We start from the raw sequence: 14,329 nt of genomic DNA, 5'->3' as shown, positions 1-14,329 counted from the left end.
ATAAAACAAATTGATTTATTATAGGGGGATGGATTTTGGAGAAGCTTGTAAGTAGGATTGAGAAATTGATTGTACCGTCAAAAGGGACTTGGGGAATCGTTTTAGAGGACTTGAATTCAGGGGAGAAATGGGAGCATAACGAACAGGAGCTTTTTTATGCGGCAAGTGTTATTAAGTTACCTATCATGGCCTCGGTATATAGTGCAGTGGAACGGGGAGATTTGGCTCTCACCGATTTAATAATTCTTGATGAACAAGATTATGTGGGAGGCTCAGGTGTAATTCAACATTTTACTCCGGGCTCATCGTTACCTCTTAAAGACATTATTATGCTGATGATTATCCAAAGTGATAATACAGCAACAAATCTATTAATCGACCTGGTAGGAGTAGAAAGTATCCAAAATACGATGAAAGAAGTTGGTATGGTATATAGCACTTTTCTTAACAAGCTTATGTTAAGTAAGCCTAATCCGAAAGGTGCTAATTGCATAGCAGCTGTGGACATAAGTGTCCTTTTACATGAGATGGCTATAGGGGGATTAGTGAGTAATAAAGCTAGCGACCAAATGGTAGATGTCATGAAAAAACAACAAGTACGTGATTGTTTGCCAGAGAAATTACCTTCTCCATATTCTGATTTTGATCATGGAAAGGCACCATGGGAGTTAGCTAATAAGACAGGGTGGATTCCGGGAACTCGTCACGACGTTGGAATTTTTTATGTAGGTGACCGAGAGTTTATCGCAACGGTTTTATCAAAAGATGAAGACGATTTAATATCGAAGCGAATTCTTTCTCAAATTGGGGAGGAAATATATAACTACTTACAGTGAGGAAGAGCAGTAATATATAAAAACAATAAAAGACGACATGACTATACTAATCATGTCGTCTTTTAAGTAATGAGTTTTGGAATCCTTCATACTTTTTTTGTATATATTTCAAATCCTCAATCAGAATAGTTTTCTTATTAATTTTGATTTAATCTGCGAACCAGTGCTCTTCCAGCTTCTCTTCCTGTAAAGATACATCCTCCTAAAAAGGTTCCTTCTAAAGAGCGATATCCATGAACTCCGCCTCCGCCAAAACCGGTTACTTCACCTGCTGCATAAAGACCAGGTATGGGAATTCCATTATCATTTAGTACTCGACCATCTAAGTCGGTTTGCAGTCCACCTAATGTTTTCCTAGTTACGATATTTAACCGAACCGCAATTAAAGGGCCGTTTTTAGGGTCTAATAGTTTATGGGGAGATGCTGCTCGTATTAATTTATCCCCTATATAGTTCCTAGCACCTCTAAGGGCAGTAATTTGAAGATCTTTTGTAAATTTATTATCGATTTCACGATCTCTAGCGACTAGTTGTCTCTCAATATGCTCCAAATTTAATAGATTGTCCCCGGTAATTTTATTCATCCCATCTACAAGGTTGGCTAAATTGTTGGATACGACGAAGTCTTCTCCTTTTTCCATGAAAGCTTTTACTGGGGAAGTAGGTCCTGGTAAAATTCGCTTCAGTACTTGTTTAATACTCTTTTCGGTTAAATCTGGATTTTGCTCTGATCCGGAAAGTGCAAATTCTTTTTCAATAATTTTCTCTGTAAGTATAAACCAAGAGTAATCATATCCAGTTTTTTGAATAGCCTCAAGTGTTCCCAATGTATCGAAACCAGGAAAGTTAGGAGCAGAAAAACGCTGTCCTGTGGCATCTAACCAAATAGAAGATGGACCTGGGAGTATACGTATCCCATGATGTGGCCAGATAGGATTCCAATTTTTAATACCTTCTGTATAGTGCCACATACGATCTTTGTTTACTAAGCGACCTCCAGCCTTCTCTGTAATGGCAAGCATACGTCCATCTACATGCTCTGGAACTCCAGAAATCATACGCTTAGGAGGTTTGCCAAGTCTAGAAGGCCAGTTTTCCCTCACTAAATCATGATTAGCGCCAATTCCACCACTTGTTACCATAACGACTTTAGCTACATATTGAAAATTTCCAATCACATCTCTAGGGCTTGGTTCTCCACGAGCAGCAGAACTAGGGGTCAATAATGAACCGCTCACACCAATAACTCGTCCATTGTCCATAAGAAGTTCATCTACCTGGTGGCGCGGTTTATATTCAACATTTCCTTTTGACATGGCAGCTCGAACTCTAGTCTCAAATGGCTTCACAATACCTGGTCCTGTACCCCATACGATATGAAACCTCGGTACCGAGTTCCCGTGGCCATCTGCAAGATAACCTCCGCGTTCTGCCCAACCTACTACAGGGAAAAATCGAATACCTTGTGCATGAAGCCAATTTCGTTTTTCCTCTGCCGCAAAGCGAACATAAGCCTCCGCCCATTTTCTTGCCCAGTGATCTTCATCCTCTTCACGGTCGAAGCCTGCAGTTCCTAACCAATCCTGCCAAGCCAAATCATAGGAGTCATGAATTCCTAATCTTCGTTGTTCTGGGGAATCTACTAGAAATAATCCTCCAAACGACCACCAAGCTTGCCCTCCAAGTGATGCTTCAGGTTCTTGATCTAGCAGTAAAACTTTCCTTCCAGCCTCCGCAAGTTCAGCGGTAGCAACTAGTCCTGCAAGTCCAGCACCGACTATAATGACGTCCCATTCCATCTACATCCCTCATTTAACCAAAAATTCTGAAACTTAATTGTATTATATTCCATTGAATTATGAATTACTATTCACTACACCAAAATGATTTTGAACAGCTACCCGTGGTATAATAGAAGTACTATTGGAGGGAATAACATTGATAAACAACAGCCGACAATCGGCATTTATATATACATACGCATATAATGAGGCCGAGCGTTCTCTATGTCATCTAGAGATGCGCTCTTTTTTTGATATAGACACAGAAATGAAAATTTTAAAGAGTCCTGTAAAAATAGATCCTAGTAGAAGCCCTTTTATGAAAGGAAGATTAGAAGTTTTAGCAGAAGGGGACACAGTAAAGGAAATTATCGCTCAAGCCCCGAATTTCGGTTCAGAGGGTGAAACGAATAAAGTTATTTTCTTAAAAATAAATGATCGACAAGGCATTGATAAGATTGAGAATGCGGAACGACTTCATATAGAAAGGACTATTGGAAGTGAAATGCAAGGTGATTTCGATTTACATCATCCGGATCAGTTGTTTGCAATAGTTCCATTTGGTGATCGTTGGTATTTCGGGTTATACACGAAAAGTGAGCCTATTTGGTTTAATCATATAAAGAAACCGCGTGAGTATTCTACTGCCCTTAGTACAAGAGTAGCCAGAGCGGTAGCTAATATCGCAGTTCCACATCCGAAAGGTGTGAGGGCTATTGATCCTTGCTGTGGAATTGGTACAGTACTGGTTGAAGCATTATCGATGGGTATAGATATTGTGGGAAGAGATATTAACCCACTTGTATGTGAAGGATCTCGAGAAAATATTGCTTATTTTGGTTTGAATGGAGATGTTCGAAAGAGTGCCATTCAAGACATTGGAGAGATGTATGACGTAGCGATTATAGATTTGCCTTATAATTTGTATACTAATGCATCTTGGGAAGAACAGTTTACCATTTTAAAGCATGCCCGTAGAATTGCCCAAAAAGTAGTAATTGTAACGATAGAATCGATGGATGATCGATTGGAAACAGTAGGTTTACATATAAAAGACCGCTGTATTACGAAAAAACAACAGTTTATACGCGAAATAGTTGTTTGTGAATAAACTAATAGGAAGGGGATTCCGATTCACCATCTCTAGGGACACTGTTCTGTAAGGCTATGGAGAAAGTAGATTTTCTTTTATACTAGTGGAAATAAAGAGAAATAATAAGTGTTTACTATATAGAAGTGAAATAGCTCACGAAATTGCATCTTCGTGAGCTTGCTCTATCAATTGGAAAGTCTCTTTTCTCTAGTTATCCAAAAACGTAATAACCTCTTTCTAAGAGTTATAGAAGGGTGACGGACAGAAAAACGCCATAAGATAAGATTACCGAAAAAAGTGGTATTGGTTGTGACGGACGTCACAACCAATACCACAAAAATTCACTCGGTAATAGTCCAAGGCCCTTCGAAAACGATAGAAACAGATTTTGACCTTAAAGGGACGGGCATGTCGTTTAGCTCAGTTTTTCTTAATGTATATCCTTCTTTTTAAAGCGACCACCACGCACCTCGGCGATATTGCCGACTGCTAAAAATGCATGGTCATCTATTTCTTCTACGATAGACTTTAATTTTGCCTCTTCTAATCGTGTAATGACTGTAAAGATAACTTTTTTGTTTTCTCCAGTAAAAGCACCTTCACCATGTAAATAGGTTACACCACGTCCTAAACGATCCATAATAGCATCACCGATATCTTCTATCTTTTCACTAATGATATAGACTGATTTTGACTCATCTAACCCTTGAATGACAATATCTATTGTTTTAAAGGCTATAAAATAAGCTAAAAACGAATACATTGCTTGTTCCCACGTAAAGACAAACCCAGCAATTGTAAAGATGACCAGATTTATAATCATGATGATCTCCCCAACTGAAAATGGGGTAGCCTTATTAAATAAAATTGCAAGAATTTCGGAACCGTCTAAAGAGCCTCCATAACGAATAACTAGCCCAACGCCCGTGCCTAAAACAATACCACCAAAAACAGTGGCAAGTAATAAATCAGGAGTAATAGCATCAATATTATGTAAGAAAGAAGTGCATATCGATAGTATGGTAATACCGAATAGTGTAGATAATGCAAAGGTTTTTCCTATTTGTTTATATCCGAGGAAAAAGAATGGAATGTTCAGGACAAATATAAAGATCCCTAAACGGACTCCAGTTAAGTGGTACAGGATGATGGATACGCCTACAACGCCACCGTCCAATATCTGATTAGGAACTAGAAATAATTCTAATCCAATAGCCATTAATATAGCTCCTATGGCAATCATGAGTAAACGTACGAATACGACTTTCTTGGGGGTGCTACGGTGAGGGGTTTTGACAGGTTTCAATTCACTCGCTAAATCACTCAATGTTAATCTCCTCTTTTCTAAAAGTAATCCTATACTTAGTTTATAGAAAAATTCTGTATATAGAAAGTAGGAAAGCTTTGTAAGAAAGAGAGAATAGTAAAGTTCCTATTCCGCAAATAAATCATTATGAACACAAGTAGCAGGCTATGAAAACGTTGCAAATTGTCCAGTAACAACAGTATAAAATAAATTTTCTCAGTAAATTATTATTGTTGAAATATTTTGTATAGTCTGTCAAAATGAAACGAAGACTATTTTTTATTTTAATAGTTTTGAAAGCGCATACATAAAACGAATCTAGCATACGATATGGAATGTGCTAAATAGATATGAAGGGGAGGAAATAGAAAATGGTTTATGCATTTCCGAATACAGAAGGCTCGAAGGTTTCATTTAAGGACAAGTATGAAAACTATATTAATGGCGAGTGGACACCCCCGGTAAAAGGACAATACTTTGAAAATGTTACCCCAGTTACAGGTAAAGTATTTACACAAGTTGCTCGTTCCACTTCAGAAGATATTGAGCATGCTTTAGATGCAGCTCATGCAGCAAAAGATGCGTGGGGTTCCACTTCAGTTGCTGAAAGAGCAAATATATTAAATAAAATTGCAAATAGAATAGAAGAAAACTTAGAATTACTAGCAGTAGCTGAAACGTGGGATAACGGAAAAGCAGTTAGAGAAACTTTAAATGCCGATATTCCGCTCGCTATTGATCATTTTCGTTATTTTGCAGGTGCCATTCGTGCACAAGAAGGCGGCTTAAGTCAAATTGATAACGATACAGTAGCGTATCATTTCCATGAACCACTAGGGGTAGTAGGACAAATCATACCTTGGAATTTCCCGATTCTAATGGCTGTTTGGAAGCTGGCACCAGCACTTGCAGCAGGTAATTGCGTGGTCTTGAAGCCGGCAGAGCAAACACCGGCGTCTATTTTAGTACTAATGGAGCTAATTGGAGATCTTTTGCCTCCTGGAGTTGTGAATATTGTAAATGGTTTCGGTTTAGAGGCAGGGAAACCCTTAGCATCTAGTCCGCGTATTAGTAAAATTGCATTTACTGGTGAAACAACGACTGGTCGTTTAATCATGCAATATGCTTCTCAAAACTTAATACCGGTGACATTAGAGCTTGGAGGAAAATCACCAAATATTTTCTTCGAAGACATTATGGATGAAGATGATGCATTTTTAGATAAAGCTGTTGAAGGATTCGTTATGTTCGCATTGAACCAAGGGGAAGTATGTACCTGTCCGTCACGTGTTCTGATTCAAGAATCTATCTATGATAAATTCATTGAACGAGTAATTGCGCGTGTAGAAGCTATTAAAATAGGGAATCCATTGGATTCAACTGTTATGATGGGTGCCCAAGCCTCCAATGAACAAATGGAAAAAATCCTTTCATACTTAGATATTGGAAAGCAAGAAGGAGCAGAGTGTTTAATCGGCGGAGAGCAAAACAAATTAGACGGAGTATTGGCAGAAGGTTACTATATTAAACCAACTGTCTTCAAAGGAAATAACAAAATGCGTATATTCCAAGAAGAAATTTTTGGACCAGTCGTTTCAGTAACAACGTTTAAAACAAAAGAAGAAGCATTAGAAATTGCTAATGATACACTATATGGTTTAGGGTCCGGTATTTGGACGCGTAATATGAACACCGCTTATCAATTCGGACGTAAAATTCAAGCTGGTCGTGTATGGACAAACTGTTATCATCAGTATCCAGCACATGCTGCATTTGGTGGATACAAGATGTCTGGTATTGGTCGTGAAAACCATCTGATGATGCTTAACCACTACCAACAAACGAAAAACCTTCTTGTAAGCTATAGTGAAAATAAGCAAGGATTCTTTTGATAAAGTAAACCTTTCATCTGCCTCCGATAATGCGGAAAAAAGAAAGGAAGAGTGTAGATGGTTGAACGTGTAATTGCTACAGACGCTGCACTAGAACTCATTGAACTATTAAAAGGTAAGCACGGACCTCTTATGTTTCATCAATCAGGAGGGTGCTGCGATGGTTCTTCTCCTATGTGTTATACGGATGGTGATTTAATCGTTGGAGACCAAGATGTACTTCTTGGTAAAATAGGTGATGTTCCATTTTATATGCACAAAAGCCAGTTTGATTATTGGAAGCATACACAGCTGATTATAGATGTAGTGGATGGTCGGGGAGGAATGTTTTCTTTAGAAGGTGTGGAAGGCAAACGATTTTTAACGAGATCCCGAGCATTTACATCAGAAGAGAACAAACAATTACAAGAATAATATTAATGAAGCGAAGTAAAGGGCTAATGGCTCTACTTCGCTTTTCATTTCGTCCAGATGAAAGCATCGGTTATACTATATGTAATCTTACGATGAAAGAGGGTTCTAACCTTGGTTCAAGAGTTATTAAGAAAGCATTCGTCAGTCAGAAAATATAAAAATTACATGTTAACTAAAGAGGAAGTTTCTGAGCTTGTGGAGACGGCGCAACATGCTGCTAGTTCTCATTTTGTCCAAGCATATAGTGTTATATGGGTAAATGATAAACAAAAAAAGGAAGAGCTTGGTAGATTGTCTAGAAACCCTAAGCAATTTGAAACTGCTGGAGCGGCATTATTATTATGTGCTGATTTTCACCGCTTACAGGTGGCAGGTAAATTACAGCAAACAGATATTGTTATAGATACAACTGAGAATGTGTTAGTAGGAGCAGTTGATGTTGCTCTTTTTGCGCAAAATTTAGTCATTGCAGCAGAAGCAAAAGGTTTTGGTATTTGTTATATAGGAGGAGTACGTAACGAACCAGCAGCAATTAGTCAATTGTTTGAATTGCCAACGGGAGTATTCCCTCTATTTGCTATAACTCTTGGTATTCCAGATCAGCAAAATGAGGTCAAACCTCGTTTGCCAGTGACTGCAGTATTACATGAAAATAACTATAATAGTGCCAAATATGAAGTGTTATTACCTGAGTATGATCAAACAATGGAAGACTATTATAAAAGTCGTGGCTCCAATCAGAAAACAGCAAATTGGACTAAGTCGATGGCTGAATTCCTGGAGACGCCTAGAAGACCTCATATGGCAGAATTTTTGGCGAGTAAAGGATTTACTCTCAAGTGAAAAAAGAGTGGACAATAGAGCAAGTTAAAGGTTATATGGAGCCTAAACGAAATGATAAAATTGCACTACCCATGGCCAAGTATATGAAAAATTACTTCCCCTTTCTTGGGATTAAAACACCAGAACGTCGACAGCTTTTTAAAGCAATGACTAATGAAATGGAACTTCCACCGTATGAAGATATGGAAAAGGAAGTATGGGGATTGTTCCAGTTAGAAGAACGAGAATATCATTACATAGCAATTGAATTATTATCCAATTATAAAAAACAGTTAGCTGTAAAGGATCTACTGTTTTGTCTAAAACTCATTGAAATGAAATCTTGGTGGGATAGTGTAGATTCTATCGCTCCTAAAATAGTAGGGGATATTGTCCTGGCAAACAGAATGGAAGGAGAAGCCGTGATGGTCGAGTGGGCCAAGTCCTCGAATAGGTGGACGAATAGAGCATCTATTTTACATCAGTTAAAATACAAGGACAAAACAAATGAAGAGTTATTATTTGCGACCATTCAACGTCATGCAGAATCAAAAGAATTCTTTCTTCAAAAATCCATCGGCTGGGTATTGAGGGAATATGCTAAAACAAGTCCCCAAGTAGTGCAAGAATTTGTTGGAAGTCATACACTTGCTCCCTTAAGTAAGAGAGAAGCGTTAAAACATTTTAAATGAGTAAACAAAAAGAGGTTGTCCCTAAAAATCAGTGAACACTGACTTAGAGACAACCTCTTAGTTTGTGAAAAAGTTTTCTGTGTAGTAAGGAGTCGATTTTTTATCAAAAGCGGTGCCGACACCAAGATTTTGGTAATGAACACTTAAAATATTTTTCCGATGTCCCAATGAATTCATCAATCCCTCATGAGCAAAAATACTACTAGTTTGTCCATATGCTAGATTTTCTCCAGCATAAGAGAAACTCAGTCCATCTTCCTCTAATCGATTAAATGGAGATTTTCCTTCTAGATTTTCATGACTAAAATAGTTATGAATTGCCATATCCTCACTATGTTTTCGAGCGGTGTTGCTCACACTCTCATCGTAAGATAGAACAGAAAGACCATGAACTACTCGAGCAGCATTCGTAAGATCAAAAAGCTGAAATTCAAATCCTTTCTTCAGTTCGTCCGATGGTACCCCAAAAGTAGATTTATGATTTTTTTCTACAGATTTTTCGACTACTTGAATGGCTGTTATTGTATTATCTTCATGGAGATCATAGAAAAAAGTTACATAGTTATTATCAATTAAGAACAAATCATATTCACCTGCATCAGGTAGGAGGTAGATGATATTCCCTTTTTTTAGTTTCTTAATAGGCTCATCCAATTGTGAGAGTACTTCTTCCCTAGTACTATTCATTTGTAGACCTAAAAAAGAAGATTCAGAAGGCTGATTGGTAAACATGGCATTTACCCGGTTGTTACTATCATAGGAAACCATCATAAAGTTTTGATAGTTTTCATGATAGGTATGCCATACTAAACTATATTCATTAAGACTAACTCGTTTAGCATTACCATGAATTTTCTCAATCTCACTTTTTTTCATCCCTATTTTTATTTCGTCTAACTCAATTCCAGTACCTGGTAAAGTTTTTTGATCTGATGCTGCAATATGTGAGGCTGGTTCATCTTTTGCCTGCATCCAATATGCTTTTACTTCATCCAAATATTGTTCTACTTCCAATGAATCAATCCAGTCGTCCACGGGGTTTAGAAATGCCAGATCAACGTATTCTACTGTGTACTCTTCCCATAATGGTCTAGTAAAGAATAGCGCTATAACAAAAAGTAGTAACCAGCCTATTTTTCTCATGTTAAACCTCCAAACTACTTGCTAATTTCCCCGCATACAATTCTTCCACCAGAATTTCCGGAAGGATCCGTTTTATAATCATCCGCATTTTCATGAATAACAAGGGCACTTCCATCCGCATCTAATAATGAGTTACTTTTTCCTGCAGTCAAAACAACCGCCGGAGATACAGTTTCTAACTCTACTGTACCATCTTCTCCAACTTCAATGTTTGGTAAGTCTCCTAAATGATAGCCTTTTGCATTTTCAAACCCGTGCTCTTTTCCAGTTGGATTAAAGTGAGCACCCGCGGATTCAAAAGTAGGTTTTTCGCAGCTTGCCTTTTCATGGAAATGAATTGCTTTAATGCCAGGAGTAAGACCCTCTGCTTTTAATAATATATGCACTCCTTTGGAATGCTCGGACAAAGTGGCTTTCCCTACTTCTTTACCTTCTGTATTCAATAATGAAACCTGCACTGCATCTTTTAGGTCAGCGTCTGCAGAAGGGAAATTACACCCTCCTAGTGCCGTGACTGCTATAAATAATGGAATTACGATTTGCTTTCTCATGTATTGTCCTCCTTGAAATACTTTAATGGTTCCAGTATTACCAAAATAAGGGCTTTTATATACATAGATTAAAAACTAACTAATAAAGGGTACACCCTCTATGTTATACAGGACGTTGTACTTTTTTTACTCTTACAATAAACAGAACCAGTGCAATAATGAGAGAAATAATAGAGAAGAGATATAAATTTTGATAACCAAGTCGAGTGGCGATAAGTCCTAAAATGTAAGAACCTATAGCTAGACCAGTATCAAAAAGCGTGAAAAATGTTGCCGTAGCGTATCCACTACGTTCATGCTTCGTGGACTGAATTGCAAGTGTTTGAAAACTCGGAACTACAGCACCATAACCTAGGCCGATAAATGCACCAGAGAGTAAGAAAAGGAGTGGGGAGTTCATAAAAGCAAGTAAGGCAAGTCCGATCATGAACGAGACAAGCCCTGGAATAACAATATATTTTGGTCCCTTTTCATCGAAGATTCGACCTGTAAATGGTCGTGTCGCTAACATCACAATAGCAAAGACAGCAAAAAAGCTACTAGTTAAGTGAAGTACACCTTTTTCTTGGGAGTAAATAGATAGGTAAGAAAGTACACTAGCATAAGAAAAAGCAACTAAACTGGCTATTAAAGCAACAGGTAATGCCTTTTTTTCAAAAAGATCATTCCACGTTAACTTCGATCTAGGAACGGTAGCTCTGGACTTGTTATCTGCAGGTATCAATAATGCAGCAATAGAACCAATTAGTAGTAAAACCGTTAAGGATAAAAACATCGCATCATATGAGAAGTTTTGCATGAGTGTCAAAGCAATTAACGGACCGACAACAACCGCTAAATTTGTTGACATAGTAAAATAACCAAGTCCAGCACCACGTCTAGAAATAGGGATATTATCCGCAGCCATCGAACCACTCGCCGTAGTGGCGATACTAAAGAAAATACCTTGTACAAACCGAAGTACTAATAAAGCTTCAAAAGGTTCAATAAAATAATAAAGCCCTGTACATATTAGATACAGGAACAAAGTTAGCCATAATACCTTTCGTTTTCCAAATAGTTCTAAGATCTTGCCAGAAAAAGGTCGTGTAACAATTGCGGAAATTAAAAAGATAGTCATTAATAAACCCGCATCTTCGTCTGAACGCGACAGTACATCAGTGGCGTAAAGTGGAAGTGCGGATACGAGTCCGTAAAAAATAATGAAAATAGAAAAGTTTGTAGTAAACAAACTAAGAAAAGCTTTCGTCCAAATAGGCTCTTTATGTTTCAAGGTAATATTCCTCCTGGCTATATCGTTTTAGATGGGCAGTAATACTCCCGCTACAAGGCTCAACCCCAAGCGAACACTGGAAAGAACTGGCCGTGAAAACCACCTAATGGAAATTTTAATTTATCTAATTTTTTTTAGGAGTTCAAACAACTGAACTTCTTCTTCTTTGGATAAACCTGCGACCATTTGATCTTCAAATTCCATCATAGCTGTTTTGATAGCAGGGTACTGCTGTAATGCATGTTCCGACAGTTTTACAATTTTCTCTCGTTTATCTTTACCAGAGCAGATTTCGATCCAGCCAAGCTCAGCTAATCTATTTACAGTTCTTGTAATAGTAGGTGCTTCCACGTTTAAGTATTTCCAAATTTGTGTCAATGTCATTTCTTTATGTCGTTGTATACAGTAAAGAACTGACCACTGAGAAGTGAACAAGTTAAACTTTTTTAATGTATGATTAGCTTCCTGTGTTAAAAAACGAGATCTTTGAAAAAGCTCGTGAATAAGTGGATTCATCGACTGTAGCACTCCTTTAATGTAAATGGATTTTATTTAGCTAGCTAAGTATATCTTACTTTGTATGATAACATTTGTAAAGAGTATATACATGTGTCATATGACAAATACCATGGTTTTTAAAATTCCTAAAATAAAAAAACCGAGCAATATGCTCGGTAGATTCACCGTATTAAAAACATTGAAAAGAGGAAATTCTCTCTAAGTCGGTTCCGTAAAAAGTCCACATGAATCCGTTCCATCTAAATCCTGCAATGGATCTTCTTCCAACATGAGTTGGGTAAAGCCAAAATGCATTGCCGTTATTCAACCATACATACGTATTGCGGAACAAACATCCACGAATAGAACCAGGGTCTACAGCAAATACTCCAACGCTTTGTCTTTGTGGAACGAAAGAAGGTGGGGGACTAGTTGGAGCTCCTTGTTGCCCACCTTGTTGCCCACCAGGTGGAAAACTAGGAGGAAATGATGGTCCCTGTTGTCCACCTGGCGGAAAGCTAGGAGGAAATGATGGCCCCTGTTGCCCGAATGGGGGGAACATATTCCCAGGAAACTGTTGTTGTCCGAATGGAGGCATCATGCTTCCAGGAAACCGTTGATTTCCAAATTGTTGACCTTCAATTGAAGGGAAACCTTGAGGACCTCCTGAATCTTGTGGAAAAGGAAATTGATTGTTCATTGTTAAATCCTCCTTTCATAAAGTAATCAACTTAGTATATGTAAGGAGGATATTTGTGGAACGGTGCCTATCAGATATAGGATATTACCTTTTCGATTAATTGCTCACTTGTTAAAATCTTCTCTCCCCCACCTTGAGCCATTTGCTCATTACCACCACCTTTTCCATTGATATATGGAAGGACAAGCGCAATTAACTCTTTCATACTTTGTTCTATATAGTTTCCTTTTACAGCAATGATTTGTAATTTGTCCTCATTATTTGAAACCAAAATACATATTGTGTTTGGCATTTCATTAATTACTAATTTTGCAAGTTTTTGAAGCTCCTGCATGGATCTATTTTCAAATATGCAAGTGATTGTATTTCCATCAGCATTTTCTCTTAACTCTTGTGCTTCATATGTTAAAAGAGAATTTGATAAATCTGCTACTTGTTTTGCGAGTCTTGAATTTTGCTCTAAGAGATTTTTTGTTGCATTCATTATTTTATCTTCAGGAGTACTTAATGTGCTAACTAAGTTTGTTAGTACCTTATGCTTTCTATGTAAATGCGTAAGAATCCTTTCTCCACAAATAAATTCCACTCGAACAATCTTCTTCTGTCTCTCTGTTTGCAGAATTTTAATGGCACGTACTTGTGCTGTTGATGTTGGATGAGTTCCACCACACGCATTGTAATCGAAGTCGGGAATTATGACGAGTCTAATATTTTCTTTTAAAGATGTCTCTTTACGTAGATTATAATTGGATAATTCCTCTTCCATTACCCATTTTGTCTTAATAAGACGATCTTCGAGAATGATTTGATTTGCAAGTTGTTCCGCTTCCGTTAATTGTTGTTCGGACACTTCTGTGATATTTAAGTCAATCGTGACTGTATCTTTCCCAAGATGAAAGCTAATCGTTTGGTATCCATATAATTGTTCAAAGGCTGCTGATAGAATATGCTGTCCAGCATGCTGCTGCATATGATCGAAACGTCGCTCCCAGTTAATCTGCCCATTTACATCCGTGGTATTTTCAGGTAAAGGATAAGTAAGAAAATGTCTTATTTCACCGTTTATTACTTCTACATTTGTCACTTCGATACCGTTTAATAGACCGAGATCATGCGGCTGTCCACCTCCAGTAGGGTAAAAGGCGGTCTCGGAAAGTACAACGTAATCAGCTTGTTGTTCTATTACTTTCGCTTGAAAGGATTGAATTCTAGAATCATCATAATAGAGTTTATTCGTCATTTGTATGAGCTCCTTTGTAAGTGGATAGTTCGAGCGTTCTATTGAAGTAAAATACATACAATTATACTGAAATCATGATCAATTAGTT

15 protein-coding genes are annotated in these 14,329 nt (G+C 37.7%); 7 read left to right on the top strand and 8 right to left on the bottom strand.

All coding sequences use genetic code 11. The features are described 5' to 3' along the window. The first annotated feature begins 35 nt into the window (after positions 1 to 35). Positions 36 to 836 (top strand): serine hydrolase, encoded by an 801-nt coding sequence (locus MKY29_RS21455; RefSeq protein WP_241598598.1) that lies wholly within the window; start codon positions 36 to 38, stop codon positions 834 to 836. Between the two features lie 137 nt (positions 837 to 973). Here MKY29_RS21455 and MKY29_RS21450 read toward each other — a convergent pair whose 3' ends face one another. Beyond that, positions 974 to 2,635 (bottom strand): FAD-binding dehydrogenase, encoded by a 1,662-nt coding sequence (locus MKY29_RS21450; protein ID WP_241598596.1) that lies wholly within the window; start codon positions 2,633 to 2,635, stop codon positions 974 to 976. A 142-nt stretch (positions 2,636 to 2,777) separates the two neighbouring features. Between MKY29_RS21450 and MKY29_RS21445 the strand changes: the two genes are divergently transcribed. Beyond that, the gene (locus MKY29_RS21445; protein WP_139219699.1) at positions 2,778 to 3,728 is read left to right on the top strand and encodes an RsmD family RNA methyltransferase; all 951 of its coding nucleotides are present in this window, start codon (positions 2,778 to 2,780) and stop codon (positions 3,726 to 3,728) included. 412 nt (positions 3,729 to 4,140) lie between these two features. Here MKY29_RS21445 and MKY29_RS21440 read toward each other — a convergent pair whose 3' ends face one another. Next, positions 4,141 to 4,953, bottom strand: a complete 813-nt coding sequence (locus MKY29_RS21440; protein ID WP_090567937.1) for a YitT family protein — start codon at positions 4,951 to 4,953, stop codon at positions 4,141 to 4,143. A 434-nt stretch (positions 4,954 to 5,387) separates the two neighbouring features. Here MKY29_RS21440 and adh point away from each other — a divergent pair, with 434 nt between their 5' ends. From adh to MKY29_RS21415, 5 genes are read left to right on the top strand one after another with little or no spacing between them, the layout of a single operon-like run. Next, positions 5,388 to 6,908: an aldehyde dehydrogenase gene (gene adh / locus MKY29_RS21435; protein ID WP_090567596.1), complete on the top strand. Its 1,521-nt coding sequence runs from the start codon at positions 5,388 to 5,390 to the stop codon at positions 6,906 to 6,908. Between the two features lie 57 nt (positions 6,909 to 6,965). Further along, entirely contained in the window at positions 6,966 to 7,322 is a 357-nt protein-coding gene (locus tag MKY29_RS21430) for a DUF779 domain-containing protein (protein WP_093495485.1), read from the top strand. A gap of 5 nt (positions 7,323 to 7,327) precedes the next feature. Next, on the top strand, positions 7,328 to 7,480 hold the full coding sequence (locus tag MKY29_RS21425; protein WP_340880705.1) for a hypothetical protein: 153 nt from the start codon (positions 7,328 to 7,330) through the stop codon (positions 7,478 to 7,480). Then, positions 7,434 to 8,165: an oxygen-insensitive NADPH nitroreductase gene (gene nfsA, locus MKY29_RS21420; protein ID WP_340880704.1), complete on the top strand. Its 732-nt coding sequence runs from the start codon at positions 7,434 to 7,436 to the stop codon at positions 8,163 to 8,165. The genes MKY29_RS21425 and nfsA overlap by 47 nt, the downstream gene beginning before the upstream one ends. Continuing rightward, the gene (locus MKY29_RS21415) at positions 8,162 to 8,836 is read left to right on the top strand and encodes a DNA alkylation repair protein (protein WP_445677887.1); all 675 of its coding nucleotides are present in this window, start codon (positions 8,162 to 8,164) and stop codon (positions 8,834 to 8,836) included. Before nfsA ends, MKY29_RS21415 begins: the two co-directional genes overlap by 4 nt. A gap of 57 nt (positions 8,837 to 8,893) precedes the next feature. On the opposite strand, the gene MKY29_RS21410 is transcribed toward MKY29_RS21415, so the two are convergent. The 6 genes from MKY29_RS21410 to MKY29_RS21385 form a co-directional block, all read right to left on the bottom strand. After that, entirely contained in the window at positions 8,894 to 9,979 is a 1,086-nt protein-coding gene (locus MKY29_RS21410; RefSeq protein ID WP_340771176.1) for a CAP domain-containing protein, read from the bottom strand. A 14-nt stretch (positions 9,980 to 9,993) separates the two neighbouring features. Then, positions 9,994 to 10,530 carry a superoxide dismutase family protein gene (locus MKY29_RS21405; protein WP_340880702.1) on the bottom strand — a complete coding sequence of 179 codons (537 nt, stop codon included), beginning with the start codon at positions 10,528 to 10,530 and terminating at the stop codon, positions 9,994 to 9,996. Between the two features lie 103 nt (positions 10,531 to 10,633). Further along, positions 10,634 to 11,803: an MFS transporter gene (locus MKY29_RS21400; protein ID WP_340880701.1), complete on the bottom strand. Its 1,170-nt coding sequence runs from the start codon at positions 11,801 to 11,803 to the stop codon at positions 10,634 to 10,636. Positions 11,804 to 11,923: 120 nt separating this feature from the next. Beyond that, on the bottom strand, positions 11,924 to 12,319 hold the full coding sequence (locus tag MKY29_RS21395) for a MarR family winged helix-turn-helix transcriptional regulator (RefSeq protein ID WP_093495480.1): 396 nt from the start codon (positions 12,317 to 12,319) through the stop codon (positions 11,924 to 11,926). A 172-nt stretch (positions 12,320 to 12,491) separates the two neighbouring features. Next, positions 12,492 to 13,001 carry a hypothetical protein gene (locus MKY29_RS21390; RefSeq protein ID WP_093495479.1) on the bottom strand — a complete coding sequence of 170 codons (510 nt, stop codon included), beginning with the start codon at positions 12,999 to 13,001 and terminating at the stop codon, positions 12,492 to 12,494. Positions 13,002 to 13,071: 70 nt separating this feature from the next. Continuing rightward, positions 13,072 to 14,241, bottom strand: coding sequence for an alanyl-tRNA editing protein (locus MKY29_RS21385; RefSeq protein WP_340880700.1), 1,170 nt, complete (start codon positions 14,239 to 14,241; stop codon positions 13,072 to 13,074). Positions 14,242 to 14,329: the final 88 nt, after the last annotated feature.

It is taken from the genome of Psychrobacillus sp. FSL K6-2365, from assembly GCF_038003165.1.
Lineage (GTDB): Bacteria > Bacillota > Bacilli > Bacillales_A > Planococcaceae > Psychrobacillus > Psychrobacillus psychrodurans.
This window is presented reverse-complemented; position numbering and strand designations above follow the sequence as displayed.

Coding starts and splice junctions, on each gene's coding strand:
- MKY29_RS21430 (WP_093495485.1), top strand. CDS start 6,966: ATGGTTGAACGTGTAATTGCTACAGACGCTGCACTAGAACTCATTGAA.
- MKY29_RS21390 (WP_093495479.1), bottom strand. CDS start 13,001: ATGAACAATCAATTTCCTTTTCCACAAGATTCAGGAGGTCCTCAAGGT.
- MKY29_RS21450 (WP_241598596.1), bottom strand. CDS start 2,635: ATGGAATGGGACGTCATTATAGTCGGTGCTGGACTTGCAGGACTAGTT.
- MKY29_RS21385 (WP_340880700.1), bottom strand. CDS start 14,241: ATGACGAATAAACTCTATTATGATGATTCTAGAATTCAATCCTTTCAA.
- MKY29_RS21410 (WP_340771176.1), bottom strand. CDS start 9,979: ATGAGAAAAATAGGCTGGTTACTACTTTTTGTTATAGCGCTATTCTTT.
- MKY29_RS21405 (WP_340880702.1), bottom strand. CDS start 10,530: ATGAGAAAGCAAATCGTAATTCCATTATTTATAGCAGTCACGGCACTA.
- MKY29_RS21425 (WP_340880705.1), top strand. CDS start 7,328: ATGAAGCGAAGTAAAGGGCTAATGGCTCTACTTCGCTTTTCATTTCGT.
- MKY29_RS21440 (WP_090567937.1), bottom strand. CDS start 4,953: ATGATTGCCATAGGAGCTATATTAATGGCTATTGGATTAGAATTATTT.
- adh (WP_090567596.1), top strand. CDS start 5,388: ATGGTTTATGCATTTCCGAATACAGAAGGCTCGAAGGTTTCATTTAAG.
- MKY29_RS21395 (WP_093495480.1), bottom strand. CDS start 12,319: ATGAATCCACTTATTCACGAGCTTTTTCAAAGATCTCGTTTTTTAACA.